This is a genomic window from Pseudomonas sp. AC172, assembly GCF_979258595.1.
On record NZ_OZ409868.1, the window covers coordinates 5,031,318 to 5,044,529 of the forward strand.

Here is a 13,212-nt window from a genome sequence, read left to right on the forward strand (position 1 = left end):
TTAAGCCTGTCTCGCTTGCGGCTTGAGCCGCACGTAAAGGGTTTTACCGACCCGCGCCACCAGATTGCCGGCGCCGTCATGAATGTCGACCTGCAACTGCGGCAGGTATTTCTCGCCATTGGCAGTTTGCCGGCGAATCTCGGCGAGCAAGGTCTCGTCGATATTGAAGCGGGCGAACACCGGGCCTTTGCCCGGCGCGATGAAATCGATGTCGGCGGCCTTGTCCCAGACGATGTAACGCGAACCGAGGTTTTCCATGAGCATCAGCATGAAGAACGGATCGACCATCGAATACAGGCTGCCGCCGAACTGGGTGCCGACGTAGTTGCGGTTGTACCAACCGAGGCCCATCGACACCTGAATGTCGCGAAAGTCATCGCTGATGTGCCGCACGCGTACGCCGGCGCCGAGGTATGGCGGGTAAAACGTCATGATCCAGCGCATCAATCGCGCCTTGCCGAATTTAGCGGTCAACCACTTAAGCATCCGGACGCGTTCCCAAACCCATGGCCTGACGCGCAAACCAGCGTTTGGCCGGTGGCAGCAGATCGAGACCGAGCAGGCCGATGTTACGCCCTAGCGAAACCAGCGGTTGCGTGCTGCCGAACAGGCGCGTGACCTGATCGGAGAAACCGACGGTGAGATCCTGATCAAGACGTTGGCGCTCGCGATACGCCTGCAACGTGGCGAAGTCGCCCAGTGGCTTGTCGCTCGCCAGCAACGCAGCAGCCAGGGCATCGGCATCGCGCAGTGACAGGTTGAAACCCTGCCCGGCAATCGGATGCAGGCTGTGCGCCGCGTTGCCGAGCACGGCCAGATGCGAGCGCACTTGCTCTTCGGCCTCGACCAGCGTCAGCGGATACAAATGTCGCGCGCCGACCTGTTTCAGCGTACCGAGGCGGTAACCGAACACCCCCTGCAATTCGCTGAGGAAGTCGCGTTCGCTCAAATCGGCCAGACGCTGCGCGTCCATACCCAAACGGGTCCAGACCAGAGCGCAACGGTTGTCCGGGAGCGGCAGCAGCGCCATCGGCCCTTCGTCGGTGAAGCGCTCGAAAGCCATGCCGTTGTGCGCTTCGCTCGGGGTGATGTTGGCGATCAGCGCGCTCTGGTTGTACGGACGCTTGCGCACGTTGATGCCCAGCTGTTCGCGCAGACCGGAACGACCGCCATCGGCGAGCACGGCGAGGTCGCATTCCAGCGTAGTTTCATCGTTGAGGGTCAGGCGATAGCCGTCGGGTAGCGGTTCCATGCGCGTGACTTCCGCCGGGCAGCGCCAGCTGATCACGTCTTTGTCGACGTGCTGCCACAGGCACTGACCGAGCCAGGCGTTTTCCACCACATAACCGAGCGCTGGCACGCCCTCTTCCATCGCCGACAGACGCGCGGTAGAGAAACGGCCACGGTCGGAGACGTGAATCTGCTTGATCGGTTCGGCACGGCGGGAGATTTCCTGCCACACGCCCAAGCGTTGATAAATCTGCCGCGAGCCAAAGGACAACGCCGACGAACGCGCGTCGTAGCTCGGCTGCCAGCTGTCGCCGGGGGCGAACGGCTCAATCAGCACGATCTTCCAGCCACGCGCCTTGGCCCCGGCCTGCAAGGCTAACGCCAGACTGGCGCCGACCAGACCGCCACCGATGATTGCCAGATTGACTCGACTCATGCCGCGTGTGTCCTTGCTTGCGCCATCAGCGCTTCGATTTCAGCGACGGTTTTCGGTACGCCGGTGGTGAGGATTTCACAGCCTGTCTTGGTCACGACCACGTCGTCCTCGATGCGCACGCCAATGCCGCGCCATTTCTTCGCGACGTTTTGATTGTCCGGGGCGATGTAGATGCCCGGCTCGACGGTCAGCGCCATGCCGACTTCCAGCACGCGCCATTCGCCGCCGACCTTGTACTCGCCGACGTCGTGAACATCCATGCCCAGCCAGTGGCCGGCGCGGTGCATGTAAAACGCCTTATAGGCCTCGCTGGCGATCAATTCATCGACCTCGCCTTGCAGCAAACCGAGTTTCACCAGCCCTGTGGTGATCACTCGCACTGTCGCTTCATGCGCCTGATTCCAGTGTTTGTTCGGGGCGATTTCGGCGAATGCGGCTTCCTGCGAGGCCAGCACCAACTCGTAGATCGCTTTCTGCTCGGGCGAAAACTTGCCGTTGACCGGCCAGGTGCGGGTGATGTCGCTGGCGTAGCAGTCGATCTCGCAACCGGCGTCGATCAACACCAGATCGCCGTCCTTGAGCAACGCGTCATTCTGCTGGTAATGCAGGATGCAGCTGTTGCGCCCGGCGGCGACGATCGACCCGTAGGCCGGCATCTTCGCCCCGCCCTTGCGGAATTCGTAGTCGAGTTCGGCTTCGAGGCTGTATTCGTAAAGCCCGGCCCGACTGGCTTGCATCGCGCGGATATGGGCTTGCGCCGAGATCCGTGCGGCTTCGCGCATCACCTTCACTTCTGCCGCCGATTTATACAGGCGCATGTCGTGCAGCAGATGATCCAGGGCAACGAATTCGTTCGGTGGCTGCGCGCCGAGGTGCGCCTTGGAGCGGATCACGTTGATCCAGTCCATCAGGTGGCGGTCGAATTCGGGGTTGCTGCCCATCGCCGAATACACCCGGTCGCGACCTTCGATGAGGCCCGGGAGAATGTCGTCGATGTCGGTAATCGGGAAAGCGTCGTCAGCGCCGAAGTCACGGATCGCGCCTTCCTGGCCTGCGCGCAAGCCGTCCCACAATTCGCGTTCGGCGTTGCGCTCACGGCAGAACAGCACGTATTCGCCATGCTCACGGCCGGGCATCAGGACGATGACGGCTTGCGGCTCGGGAAAGCCGCTGAGGTACTGGAAATCACTGTCCTGACGGTAGACGTGCTCGACGTCGCGGTTGCGAATGGCTACCGCGGCGGCGGGCAGGATCGCGATGCTGTTGGGTTCCATCTGCGCCATCAGGGCCTTGCGGCGACGGCTGTATTCCGCTTTCGGGATATGGGTCATGGGCAGATGGCTTTCCCTGGCACGCGATTAATGCAGCGACGGCTTGGCGGCTGGCGGTACGTCGGCTTTCTTGGTTTCCGAGAACAGCAGCAGCGGCGCGACGCGCAGGTACTCCATGACTTCCATGTAGTCGGTCTCGCCGTCTTCGGATTCTTCCAGCGCATCTTGCACTTGGGAAATGGCGGCCAGATCCTGCAGCACTTCAGTGGCTTCGATGCTGAGCATGCTGCTGTCGCGGCAGTTCAGGCCGAACCCGCTGAGGAAACCCTGGCACCATTCGCCCAATGCAGCGGCGCGGTCGGCCAGTGGCGCATCATCGGTCGGCAGCAGCAGAACGACGGTGACGTCGTCGCCGGTCAGCTCGCCTTTGACCATCTCTTGCAGGCCGATCAGGGCGTTGCGGACGTTGTCCTGAATATCGCCTTCGAGCAGTTCGGCGGCGTCGATCAGCCAGCCTTCGTTGTCGAAGCCGGCACCGGCGCAGCTGCGTCCGAGCAGCACGCCATGCAGTTCGGCAGGCGAGACGTTGTGGCCGCTGGAGGTCAGCAGGGTGGCAAAGGCTTGGTACGGGGAATTCGCAATGGTCATGGGCAGCTAGGCGCCAGACGGCGCTATGTCTAGAATGAAGGCCTTGTATCCTACATCGACAGACTCGCCAAGACTATTAAAGGCTGTCCGCCAGCTATCCCATCAGACAGACTCCAACTCAGTGGACACAATGGAAGACACCGACCTGCAAGCGCTGATGGCCAGACTCGAACTGCTGATTGGCCGAGTCGAGCAACTAAAGAGTCAAAACGCACTCTTACTAGCTCAGGAAAAGACCTGGCGCGAGGAACGCGCTCACCTCATTGAAAAAAACGAAATCGCCCGGCGTAAGGTCGAATCGATGATTTCGCGCCTCAAGGCCCTGGAGCAAGACTCATGAGTTCAAGCAATAGCGTCACCGTGCAGATCCTCGACAAAGAGTATTCGATCATCTGCCCGCAGGAAGAACGCAGCAATCTGGTCAGCGCCGCGCGCTACCTCGATGGCAAGATGCGTGAAATCCGCAGCAGCGGCAAAGTCATCGGTGCCGATCGCATTGCCGTGATGGCCGCGCTGAACATCACCCATGACCTCTTGCACAAAGAAGAACGCCCGGATATCCAGGCTAGCGGTTCGACCCGTGAACAGGTGCGTGACTTGCTCGATCGTGTCGATCTGGTGCTTGCCGACGATCAGAACACCACCAAGGGCTGATTCGACTGGCCGCTTGCGGTATACTCGCGGCACTCCCTGGGGTGCTTGCCAGTTGACGATGTCCCTGAGCCGATTCGCACTACCCTGGAAGTTGCACGTTGGGCTGGTGTGCATGTCCGCTAGACGGAAAGCCTTAAAGTTTACTGCATCTTCCACCTTGAACTTTCGGGTTCAAGGGCTAAGTTGACAGCGGTTCATCCGGGGAGCCTGATTCGAATCCGATGTCGGTGAAAACCGACATCGGATTTTTTATGCGTACGTTTTCGTCCAACCTGCCGAAGCCGAACCATGACCGAACCCGCGCTACTGCCCCGCCCGCAACTCCGCCGCCTGCTGCGCAAGGCGCGCCGCTCGCTGAGCAAAAGCGAGCAACGCCACGCCGCCAAAGGCCTGTACCGACAGTTGGCGCAAGACCCGCATTTTCGCCGGGCCAGACATCTCTCTCTGTATCTGCCCACCGACGGTGAAATCGATCCGCGTCTGTTGCTGCGTGAAGCGCAGCGTCGGGGCAAAGCTACGTATCTGCCGGTGCTCAGCGCCTGGCCGCGAACCAAGATGGTTTTCCAGCGTATTCGTCCCGGTGAAAAACTCAAACCCAATCGCTTCCGCATTCTCGAGCCGCGGGCCAATCTGGCTCAGCAACGCAAGGTCTGGGCGCTGGATCTGGTGTTGTTGCCGTTGGTAGGGTTTGACGATGTCGGCGGACGACTGGGGATGGGCGGCGGTTTCTATGACCGCAGCCTGGCGTATCTGGCGCGGCGCAAAAAATGGCGCAAGCCGACGCTACTGGGGCTGGCCCATGAGTGTCAGAAGGTCGAGCGGTTGGCGCAGGCGAGCTGGGATGTACCGTTACAAGGCACGGTCAGCGACAAGGCGTGGTATTTCGCAGGATAGGACGCCGCGCAGATCAGCGGCGTCGGGAGAGCAGCATCAGCGCTTGAAGGCTGTCGACTGTTGTACTTGCTGTGCAACTTCAATCGGCGCGTCGGCCTTGTTCGCCCACAGGCTTTGTGCGTAACCGGTGGTCACGACGCCCAGGCCAAACAAAATTACCAAAGTCCATAGTAAATCCGGTTTGCGTTTCATCGATTGCCCCCCTCAAGGCACATCATCACGATGACAGCAGCGGTTTCCGTTTGTAGGCCGTGCAGCAGCGTCAAGCTTTAAAGGCCGGCATTTTGCGACAACGTGAACCTGCGCGCAAACGCTGACGTCAACCGACTGTCGGTTTGTCATAAAATTGCCCGACAACCTGCCCAATGACCGTTTCAGGAGCAAAAAACCATGGCCTATTGGCTGATGAAGTCCGAGCCCGACGAACTCTCGATCAAAGGTCTGGAAAAACTCGGTAAAGCGCGCTGGGACGGGGTTCGCAACTATCAGGCACGCAACTTCCTGCGCTCGATGGCGGTGGGCGATGAGTTCTTCTTCTATCATTCCAGCTGCCCGGAGCCGGGAATTGCCGGGATTGGCAAGATAATCGAGGCAGCGTACCCGGATCCCACCGCATTGGAGCCGGAGAGTCATTACTTCGACCCGAAGGCGACGCCGCAGAAAAATGCCTGGAGTGCGATTGACGTTGAACACGTCGAGACGTTTGCGCGGGTGTTGAAGCTGGACTATCTGAAGCAGCAGACGGCGTTGGTGGAGATGCCGTTGGTGCAGAAGGGGTCGAGATTGTCGGTGATGCCGGTGACGGCTGAGCAATGGGCCGCGGTAATCGCCCTGAAACCCTGATTCATTGGCGCCTGCCAAAATGCAATCGCTGGCAAGCCAGCTCCCACAAGGTTCTGCGGCGATCACATTATTGTGTTTCACCGCAGGTACTGTGGGAGCTGGCTTGCCACCGATGAGGCCCGCCCGGACAGCAGAAGAGTTACTGAATGATCAGGTTGTTGAACAACAGATCTTCAACCACCGGCTTGCCGGTCTCATCATTCATCACTTGCTGGGTTTGCTTCAACGCTTCCTGACGCAGCTTCTCTTTACCTTCGATGCTGCCCATCGCCTCAGTAGTCTGCTGAGTGAACAGCGCCACCAGTTGATTACGGATCAACGGTTCGTTGGCCTTGACCAGTTTGGTCGCCTCTTCGCCGGTCACGCGCAATGCCACATCGGCCTTGTAGACCTTGAGCTTCGGTGTGCCATCCAGCCCGTAGTTGCCCACGAATGGCGGGCTCAGGGTGATGTAGTTGACCTTCGGCGCCTCGCCTTCTTTGGCTTCTTCGGCCAGCGCTGCCACAGGCAGAGACAGGGCCAGCAACAACATGATCCACGCTTTCACAATTCGCTCCTTATCCGGTTTGCGGCCTAGCATAACGACCCGCCGCGCAAGCACAAGCTTATGGCTGACTATCAGGGCCGGGCATGCTCGTTGACCCGTTGACTGACACACCTACACTTATCGGCCATCACTCCCAAAGGAATAGCCCTGATGAAAGCCGTGCTGTGCAAAGCCTTCGGCCCTGCCGAATCGCTGGTGCTGGAAGACGTCGCCAGTCCCGCCCTGAAGAAGAATGAAATCCTGCTGGACGTGCACGCTGCCGGGGTCAACTTCCCGGACACGCTGATCATCGAGGGCAAGTACCAGTTCAAGCCGCCCTTCCCGTTCTCGCCGGGCGGCGAAGCGGCTGGCGTGGTTCGCGAAGTCGGGGAAAAGGTCAGCCACCTCAAGGTCGGTGACCGGGTCATGGCCCTGACCGGCTGGGGCAGCTTCGCCGAACAGGTCGCCGTGCCCGGCTACAACGTCCTGCCGATCCCGCCGTCAATGGACTTCAACATCGCCGCAGCCTTCAGCATGACCTACGGCACCTCGATGCATGCCCTCAAGCAACGCGCCAACCTGCAACCGGGCGAAACCCTGCTGGTGCTTGGCGCATCCGGCGGTGTCGGCCTGGCTGCCGTGGAAATCGGCAAAGCCATGGGCGCTCGCGTGATTGCTGCCGCCAGCAGCGCCGAGAAACTTGCTGTGGCCAAGGCTGCCGGCGCCGATGAACTGATCAACTACAGCGAAAGCAGCCTGAAGGACGAAATCAAACGCCTCACCGACGGCCAAGGCGCTGACGTGATCTACGATCCGGTCGGTGGCGACCTGTTCGACCAGGCCATCCGCGCCATCGCCTGGAACGGCCGCCTGCTGGTGGTGGGTTTCGCCAGCGGTCGTATCCCGGAGCTGCCGGTCAACCTCGCCCTGCTCAAAGGCGCGGCGGTGCTCGGCGTGTTCTGGGGCTCCTTCGCCCAGCGTCAGCCACAAGACAACGCAGCGAACTTCCAGCAGTTGTTCGGCTGGTTTGCCGAGGGCAAGTTGAAACCGCTGGTGTCGCAGGTCTATCCACTGAGCAATGCGGCGCAGACGATCAATGATCTTGGCCAGCGCAAGGCTGTCGGGAAGGTTGTGGTGCAGGTTCGCTGAGACTCTTCAACGACCGGGCGACGCCGCAATGTCGCCCGGCATCAGATGTTCCTGAACCTTTTCGCTCTGTGACCCAACCAGCTTTCCCTTGTCATCGAAGCGCAGAACGATCAGCCAGTCGTAAACATCCACTGGCCATTTCGGCTGGCCGATCAGTGCCGGGCCATCGCCGCCGAAAGCGGCAATCAGTTTATTGATGTGGCCGTGATGCCAGGCGATCAGCACGGTTTTCGCCTGATTGTTCTTGCGCAGCAGGCTGACCAGTTTGTCGACGTCGTTATTGGCGCAGGGCTGTTCGATGGGCAATTGCAGGCGCTGGGACAGTGGAATCAGCGTCTGTCGCGGGCGGATACTATCCGGGCTGTCGGCGGTAGCGATCAGACGTTGGGGCGTGAGTGTCTGGTCGTCCAACTGCAAAGAGGTGAAATAGTCCGCGTAAGCCTCGGCGCGCTGTTCGCCCCGGGCATTGAGTTTTCGGCCGACCTCAGGCTTTTCCGCATGGCGGACGATCAATACGGTGACATTGCGCAGGCCTGGCGCTGCAGAACCTTGGGCGAAGCTCAGTGCCAACACTGAAACAGTCACCGCTGCGACCATCAACAGTCTGGGCAATAGCCTGCGAACTTTCGGGGTCATCGCTTATCTCGAGATATCAGTCGATCTGTAGATCGCGAGTCTATGCCACAACATCCCGGCCGCCACAAAAACGCCCTGTTCTTACAGCTGAGCGACAGGTTCGTAAAGGAACGCGCGACTTCCAACATTTTCCGCTATTTGCTCGATGCGAACCGGTGCTATTTTCGGTAACGAAACTGTAACATTCGCATCCGCAGTCAAAACAAGAAATCTGGAGCTCTTGAATGTTTGCTTTCTTTCGTCCTGCCGCACATCAGGCTCCATTGCCTGAAGAAAAAATAGACAGCACGTACCGACGCCTGCGCTGGCAGATCTTCGCCGGTATTTTCTTTGGCTACGCGGGTTACTACCTGCTGCGCAAAAACTTCTCCCTGGCCATGCCGTACCTGATCGACGAAGGCTACAGCCGCGGCGACCTGGGTCTGGCGATGTCGGCGATCGCCATTGCCTACGGTCTTTCCAAGTTCCTCATGGGCCTGGTGTCCGACCGCTCCAACCCGCGCTACTTCCTGCCGTTCGGTCTGCTGGTCTCGGCCGGGGTCATGTTCATTTTCGGTTTCGCACCTTGGGCAACGTCCAGCGTGACCATGATGTTCATCCTGCTGTTCATCAACGGTTGGGCCCAGGGCATGGGCTGGCCGCCAAGTGGCCGGACCATGGTGCACTGGTGGTCGCAAAAGGAACGCGGCGGCGTGGTGTCCGTGTGGAACGTGGCGCATAACGTCGGTGGCGGCCTGATTGGTCCGCTGTTCCTGCTCGGCATGGGCTTGTTCAACGACTGGCACGCGGCGTTCTACGTACCGGCAGCCGTAGCCTTGGGCGTGGCCGTGTTCGCGTTCATCACCATGCGCGACACCCCGCAATCGGTCGGCTTGCCGCCGATCGAGAAGTACAAGAACGATTACCCGGAAGGCTACGACGCCAGCCACGAAGACGAATTCAGCGCGAAAGAGATTTTCGTCAAATACGTGCTGCGCAACAAAATGCTCTGGTACATCGCCATGGCCAACGTCTTCGTCTACCTGCTGCGTTATGGCGTGCTGGACTGGGCGCCGACCTACCTGAAAGAGGCCAAGGGTTTCACCGTCGACAAAACTTCGTGGGCTTACTTCTTCTACGAATGGGCAGGTATTCCGGGCACGCTGCTGTGCGGCTGGATGTCGGACAAGATCTTCCGTGGCAACCGTGGCCTGACCGGCATGGTGTTCATGGCGCTGGTGACTGTCGCGACCCTGGTTTACTGGCTGAATCCGGCCGGCAATCCGACCGTCGACATGATCGCGCTTTTCTCCATCGGCTTCCTGATCTACGGCCCGGTGATGCTGATCGGCCTGCAAGCGCTGGAGCTGGCACCGAAGAAAGCCGCTGGCACCGCTGCGGGTTTCACTGGCCTGTTCGGTTATCTGGGCGGTTCGGTCGCGGCCAGTGCCGCGATGGGCTACACCGTTGACCATTTCGGCTGGGACGGTGGTTTCGTCCTGCTGGTGGGCGCTTGCCTGCTGTCGATGGCCTTCCTCGCCCCGACGCTGTGGCACAAGCAAGTCGCCAGTCAGAGCCGTGAAGCGGTCGCTTGATCGGCCTGTGATTGACAGCGCTTGAGCCGCGCCTCCAGATTTCGATCTGGCATGGCGTGGCTGCGCAGGGCGTGGGCGGTCTGCTCGACATAATCGCGAGTGGTGCCGTAACGCCCGCTGGCGCTTTCGAACACCTGACTCAGCACGTGATCCGGCAGGTTGCCGGCATAGCTGGGCAGGTGTCGCTCCAGAACGAATCCCAACGCCTGCACCTGAGTGCCGTCTTCTAGCCGGCAGTTGAGCCAGTGTGGCCGGTAGGATGGCACCGGCATCTCGCGTTTCCACAAGGCGTACAGAGCCGCATCGAGATTGTCTTCCGGCAAGCGATAGGCGAAGCCGCTGCACGAACCGCCGCGATCCAGACCAAATACCAGACCGGGCATTTCCGGGGTACCGCGGTGCTCGTGCGACCACAGGTACAAGCCACGATGGTAGCCGTGCACGCGTCCGCGAACTCGCTCCACTGCCGAACATTCCGGCCGCCAGATCAGCGAACCGTACGCGAACAGCCACACCGGCCCGCCCTTGTGGCGCGCCATGGTCGATTGCATGGAAGCGAGAAGTTGTTCGTGCGTCAGCTGCGGCCCAAGATCGAGCCGCGGAGGGTAATTCAAATTCAGAAAAGCGTTTTCAATGGCGCTCATGGCGAATAGCGTTCAGCTCCCCGCGGGTGAAGAATTACTTAATAGAACGCACCGCTGTAACAATAAGGCACATATGTTTTAAGGCAATTTGAGTGCCATGGCACAGTTCTTAATTGATTGCCTGATTGATATATAACCTAGCGGTATTTATGCAATTACATAAATACCGATCGGCTATATAGCGAGTTATAAAGAATCAGGAACGTGGGGCGTAGGCGAATACGTCTGCGCGCATTTGATGAGCATCCATGCCCGCTTCAACCAGCGCGTCCAGCGTGCCGTAGACCATGGCCGGCGAGCCGCTAGCGTAGACGTGCAAAGGTTTCAGGTCGGGGAAGTCTTCACAGACCGCCTCGTGGAGCATGCCGCAGCGCCCTTCCCAACCGCATTGATCACTGACGACTTTGTGCAGGAACAGGTTGGGCAATTTCAGCCATTCGTCCCAATGTTCGATTTCATAGAAATCTTCCGGACGGCGCACGCCCCAGTACAGATGCACCGGATGTTTGAAGCCGTTGGCGCGGCAATGTTCGATCAGCGCGTGAATCTGGCCCATGCCGGTGCCAGCGGCGACCAGCACCAGTTGACCATCCGGCAGCTCGGCCAGATGCGTGTCACCGAACGGTAGCTCGACGCGCACCATGGCGTTGCGTTGCAGTTGCTCGATCAGGCTCAGTGCACTGGCTTCGCGCGCCAGCACATGGATTTCCAGATCACGCCCGCCGTGCGGCGCCGAGGCCATGGAGAACGCTGATTTCTCACCGTTCTCGCGCTCGATCATCAAATACTGCCCGGCGTGATAGCGCGGTGGCTTGCCGGCCGGCGCACGCAGGCGCACACGCCAAGTGTCGCCGCCGACGTCCCGGCATTCGATGACCTGACACGACAGGCTGCGCACCGGCAGTTCTCCCAGCGCGAGCACGCCATCCCACAGCAGGATGCAGTCTTCCAGCGGCTCGGCTATGCAAGTGTAGAACTCGCCGTGGTCGTGCACCTTGCCGTCCTGCGCAACGCGGCCTTCCACCAGCAGCGCCGCACACACGTGACAATTGCCGTTGCGGCAGCTTTGCGGGCATTCGTAGCCCAGGCGCCGCGCACCATCGAGAATCCGCTCACCGGGCTGTATCTCGAGCACTGCTCCGGAGGGCTGCAGGGTTACACGCATCAATCTATTCCTAACTGATTCCAGATGGCATCGATCCGTTGGGTGACGGCGTCGTCCTTGACGATCACGCGGCCCCACTCGCGAGTGGTTTCGCCCGGCCACTTGTGGGTGGCATCAAGGCCCATTTTCGAACCCAGGCCGGAGATCGGCGAGGCGAAGTCGAGGTAGTCGATCGGCGTGTTGTCGATCATCACCGTGTCGCGCTTGGGGTCCATGCGCGTGGTGATGGCCCAGATCACGTCGTTCCAGTCGCGGGCGTTGATATCGTCGTCGGTGACGATAACGAACTTGGTGTACATGAACTGTCGCAAAAACGACCAGACACCGAGCATCACGCGCTTGGCATGCCCCGGATACGACTTCTTCATGGTCACGATGGCCATGCGGTACGAGCAGCCTTCCGGCGGCAGGTAGAAGTCGGTGATTTCCGGAAACTGCTTCTGCAGGATCGGCACGAACACTTCGTTCAGCGCCACGCCGAGGATTGCCGGCTCATCCGGCGGACGGCCGGTGTAGGTGCTGTGGTAGATCGGTTTGATCCGGTGGGTGATGCGCTCGACGGTGAACACCGGGAAGCTGTCGACTTCGTTGTAGTATCCGGTGTGGTCGCCGTACGGGCCTTCGTCGGCCATTTCGCCCGGATGGATCACGCCCTCGAGGATGATTTCGGCAGTGGCCGGCACTTGCAGGTCGTTGCCACGGCACTTGACCAGTTCGGTGCGATTACCGCGCAAGAGCCCGGCGAAAGCGTATTCGGAGAGACTGTCCGGCACCGGCGTCACCGCGCCAAGGATGGTCGCCGGATCCGCGCCAAGGGCCACGGACACCGGGAACGGCTGGCCCGGATGCTTTTCGCACCACTCGCGATAATCCAGGGCGCCGCCACGGTGGCTGAGCCAGCGCATGATCACCTTGTTGCGGCCGATCACTTGCTGACGGTAGATACCGAGGTTTTGACGATCCTTGTTCGGGCCTTTGGTGACGGTCAGGCCCCAGGTGATCAGCGGACCGACGTCGCCAGGCCAGCAGGTCTGCACCGGCAGCATCGCCAGATCGACGTCGTCGCCTTCGATGACCACTTCCTGGCACACCGCGTCTTTGACGACTTTCGGCGCCATCGAGATGATCTTGCGGAAGATCGGCAGCTTCGACCATGCGTCTTTCAAGCCCTTCGGCGGCTCCGGTTCCTTGAGGAAGGCCAGCAGCTTGCCGATTTCGCGCAGCTCGCTGACCGACTCGGCACCCATGCCCATGGCCACCCGCTCAGGGGTGCCGAACAGGTTACCGAGCACCGGGATGTCGTAGCCGGTCGGCTTTTCGAACAGCAGCGCCGGGCCCTTGGCCCGCAGCGTGCGGTCGCACACCTCGGTCATTTCCAGCACCGGCGAGACGGGAATCTTGATGCGTTTCAACTCTCCGCGCTGCTCAAGCTGCTGCACGAAATCCCGAAGATCCTTGAATTTCATTGACGATGGCACCCTCAAAATAGGCGTACATCCTACCTGCTCTGACGGGCAAACAGCAGCCCGTCAGTGCCCTTAA

Annotated in this window: 16 protein-coding genes and 1 other RNA gene; 7 read left to right on the top strand and 10 right to left on the bottom strand. The window is 60.2% G+C overall.

The window, feature by feature from the left end; genetic code table 11:
* From ACZ0A4_RS22760 to ACZ0A4_RS22775, 4 genes are read right to left on the bottom strand one after another with little or no spacing between them, the layout of a single operon-like run.
* A complete protein-coding gene (locus ACZ0A4_RS22760) occupies positions 1–486 on the bottom strand; it encodes a DUF4442 domain-containing protein (protein WP_463576448.1) in 486 nt (161 codons plus the stop codon).
* Positions 479–1,666 (bottom strand): 2-octaprenyl-6-methoxyphenyl hydroxylase, encoded by a 1,188-nt coding sequence (gene ubiH, locus ACZ0A4_RS22765; protein ID WP_158832154.1) that lies wholly within the window; start codon positions 1,664–1,666, stop codon positions 479–481. The genes ACZ0A4_RS22760 and ubiH overlap by 8 nt, the downstream gene beginning before the upstream one ends.
* Positions 1,663–2,997, bottom strand: coding sequence for a Xaa-Pro aminopeptidase (pepP, locus tag ACZ0A4_RS22770; RefSeq protein WP_105704625.1), 1,335 nt, complete (start codon positions 2,995–2,997; stop codon positions 1,663–1,665). Before pepP ends, ubiH begins: the two co-directional genes overlap by 4 nt.
* Before the next feature lie 27 nt (positions 2,998–3,024).
* A complete protein-coding gene (locus ACZ0A4_RS22775; RefSeq protein WP_463576449.1) occupies positions 3,025–3,585 on the bottom strand; it encodes a YecA/YgfB family protein in 561 nt (186 codons plus the stop codon).
* A 130-nt stretch (positions 3,586–3,715) separates the two neighbouring features.
* Between ACZ0A4_RS22775 and ACZ0A4_RS22780 the strand changes: the two genes are divergently transcribed.
* The 4 genes from ACZ0A4_RS22780 (at position 3,716) to ACZ0A4_RS22795 (ending at position 5,133) form a co-directional block, all read left to right on the top strand.
* Positions 3,716–3,925, top strand: coding sequence for a TIGR02449 family protein (locus ACZ0A4_RS22780; RefSeq protein ID WP_007911197.1), 210 nt, complete (start codon positions 3,716–3,718; stop codon positions 3,923–3,925).
* Positions 3,922–4,239: a cell division protein ZapA gene (locus tag ACZ0A4_RS22785; protein ID WP_034151990.1), complete on the top strand. Its 318-nt coding sequence runs from the start codon at positions 3,922–3,924 to the stop codon at positions 4,237–4,239. Before ACZ0A4_RS22780 ends, ACZ0A4_RS22785 begins: the two co-directional genes overlap by 4 nt.
* Positions 4,240–4,269: 30 nt before the next feature.
* Positions 4,270–4,448: non-coding RNA, 6S RNA (gene ssrS, locus ACZ0A4_RS22790), on the top strand.
* A gap of 79 nt (positions 4,449–4,527) precedes the next feature.
* Positions 4,528–5,133, top strand: coding sequence for a 5-formyltetrahydrofolate cyclo-ligase (locus tag ACZ0A4_RS22795; protein ID WP_463576450.1), 606 nt, complete (start codon positions 4,528–4,530; stop codon positions 5,131–5,133).
* A gap of 36 nt (positions 5,134–5,169) precedes the next feature.
* Here ACZ0A4_RS22795 and ACZ0A4_RS22800 read toward each other — a convergent pair whose 3' ends face one another.
* Positions 5,170–5,325 carry a hypothetical protein gene (locus tag ACZ0A4_RS22800; protein ID WP_007911192.1) on the bottom strand — a complete coding sequence of 52 codons (156 nt, stop codon included), beginning with the start codon at positions 5,323–5,325 and terminating at the stop codon, positions 5,170–5,172.
* A gap of 198 nt (positions 5,326–5,523) precedes the next feature.
* Between ACZ0A4_RS22800 and ACZ0A4_RS22805 the strand changes: the two genes are divergently transcribed.
* On the top strand, positions 5,524–5,976 hold the full coding sequence (locus ACZ0A4_RS22805) for an EVE domain-containing protein (RefSeq protein WP_463576451.1): 453 nt from the start codon (positions 5,524–5,526) through the stop codon (positions 5,974–5,976).
* A 139-nt stretch (positions 5,977–6,115) separates the two neighbouring features.
* Here ACZ0A4_RS22805 and ACZ0A4_RS22810 read toward each other — a convergent pair whose 3' ends face one another.
* Entirely contained in the window at positions 6,116–6,523 is a 408-nt protein-coding gene (locus ACZ0A4_RS22810) for a flagellar basal body-associated protein FliL (RefSeq protein WP_027610485.1), read from the bottom strand.
* Between the two features lie 150 nt (positions 6,524–6,673).
* Between ACZ0A4_RS22810 and ACZ0A4_RS22815 the strand changes: the two genes are divergently transcribed.
* Positions 6,674–7,651, top strand: a complete 978-nt coding sequence (locus tag ACZ0A4_RS22815; protein ID WP_463576452.1) for an NADPH:quinone oxidoreductase family protein — start codon at positions 6,674–6,676, stop codon at positions 7,649–7,651.
* A gap of 6 nt (positions 7,652–7,657) precedes the next feature.
* On the opposite strand, the gene ACZ0A4_RS22820 is transcribed toward ACZ0A4_RS22815, so the two are convergent.
* A complete protein-coding gene (locus ACZ0A4_RS22820; RefSeq protein WP_463576453.1) occupies positions 7,658–8,287 on the bottom strand; it encodes a flagellar basal body-associated protein FliL in 630 nt (209 codons plus the stop codon).
* Positions 8,288–8,511: 224 nt separating this feature from the next.
* Here ACZ0A4_RS22820 and glpT point away from each other — a divergent pair, with 224 nt between their 5' ends.
* Complete coding sequence (glpT, locus tag ACZ0A4_RS22825; RefSeq protein ID WP_007911178.1) at positions 8,512–9,861, top strand: glycerol-3-phosphate transporter; 1,350 nt, start codon at positions 8,512–8,514, stop codon at positions 9,859–9,861.
* On the opposite strand, the gene ACZ0A4_RS22830 is transcribed toward glpT, so the two are convergent.
* From ACZ0A4_RS22830 to ubiD, 3 genes are all read right to left on the bottom strand, one after another.
* Positions 9,837–10,505, bottom strand: a complete 669-nt coding sequence (locus tag ACZ0A4_RS22830; protein WP_141125879.1) for a gamma-glutamylcyclotransferase — start codon at positions 10,503–10,505, stop codon at positions 9,837–9,839. The genes glpT and ACZ0A4_RS22830 overlap by 25 nt on opposite strands.
* Before the next feature lie 196 nt (positions 10,506–10,701).
* Positions 10,702–11,670 (bottom strand): CDP-6-deoxy-delta-3,4-glucoseen reductase, encoded by a 969-nt coding sequence (locus ACZ0A4_RS22835; protein ID WP_463576454.1) that lies wholly within the window; start codon positions 11,668–11,670, stop codon positions 10,702–10,704.
* Positions 11,670–13,136, bottom strand: coding sequence for a 4-hydroxy-3-polyprenylbenzoate decarboxylase (gene ubiD, locus ACZ0A4_RS22840; protein WP_463576455.1), 1,467 nt, complete (start codon positions 13,134–13,136; stop codon positions 11,670–11,672). Before ubiD ends, ACZ0A4_RS22835 begins: the two co-directional genes overlap by 1 nt.
* Positions 13,137–13,212: the final 76 nt, after the last annotated feature.

Coding starts and splice junctions, on each gene's coding strand:
- ACZ0A4_RS22800 (WP_007911192.1), bottom strand. CDS start 5,325: ATGAAACGCAAACCGGATTTACTATGGACTTTGGTAATTTTGTTTGGC.
- ACZ0A4_RS22835 (WP_463576454.1), bottom strand. CDS start 11,670: ATGCGTGTAACCCTGCAGCCCTCCGGAGCAGTGCTCGAGATACAGCCC.
- ACZ0A4_RS22805 (WP_463576451.1), top strand. CDS start 5,524: ATGGCCTATTGGCTGATGAAGTCCGAGCCCGACGAACTCTCGATCAAA.
- ubiD (WP_463576455.1), bottom strand. CDS start 13,136: ATGAAATTCAAGGATCTTCGGGATTTCGTGCAGCAGCTTGAGCAGCGC.
- pepP (WP_105704625.1), bottom strand. CDS start 2,997: ATGACCCATATCCCGAAAGCGGAATACAGCCGTCGCCGCAAGGCCCTG.
- ACZ0A4_RS22785 (WP_034151990.1), top strand. CDS start 3,922: ATGAGTTCAAGCAATAGCGTCACCGTGCAGATCCTCGACAAAGAGTAT.
- ACZ0A4_RS22795 (WP_463576450.1), top strand. CDS start 4,528: ATGACCGAACCCGCGCTACTGCCCCGCCCGCAACTCCGCCGCCTGCTG.
- ACZ0A4_RS22775 (WP_463576449.1), bottom strand. CDS start 3,585: ATGACCATTGCGAATTCCCCGTACCAAGCCTTTGCCACCCTGCTGACC.
- ACZ0A4_RS22820 (WP_463576453.1), bottom strand. CDS start 8,287: ATGACCCCGAAAGTTCGCAGGCTATTGCCCAGACTGTTGATGGTCGCA.
- glpT (WP_007911178.1), top strand. CDS start 8,512: ATGTTTGCTTTCTTTCGTCCTGCCGCACATCAGGCTCCATTGCCTGAA.
- ACZ0A4_RS22830 (WP_141125879.1), bottom strand. CDS start 10,505: ATGAGCGCCATTGAAAACGCTTTTCTGAATTTGAATTACCCTCCGCGG.
- ACZ0A4_RS22815 (WP_463576452.1), top strand. CDS start 6,674: ATGAAAGCCGTGCTGTGCAAAGCCTTCGGCCCTGCCGAATCGCTGGTG.
- ACZ0A4_RS22780 (WP_007911197.1), top strand. CDS start 3,716: ATGGAAGACACCGACCTGCAAGCGCTGATGGCCAGACTCGAACTGCTG.
- ubiH (WP_158832154.1), bottom strand. CDS start 1,666: ATGAGTCGAGTCAATCTGGCAATCATCGGTGGCGGTCTGGTCGGCGCC.
- ACZ0A4_RS22760 (WP_463576448.1), bottom strand. CDS start 486: ATGCTTAAGTGGTTGACCGCTAAATTCGGCAAGGCGCGATTGATGCGC.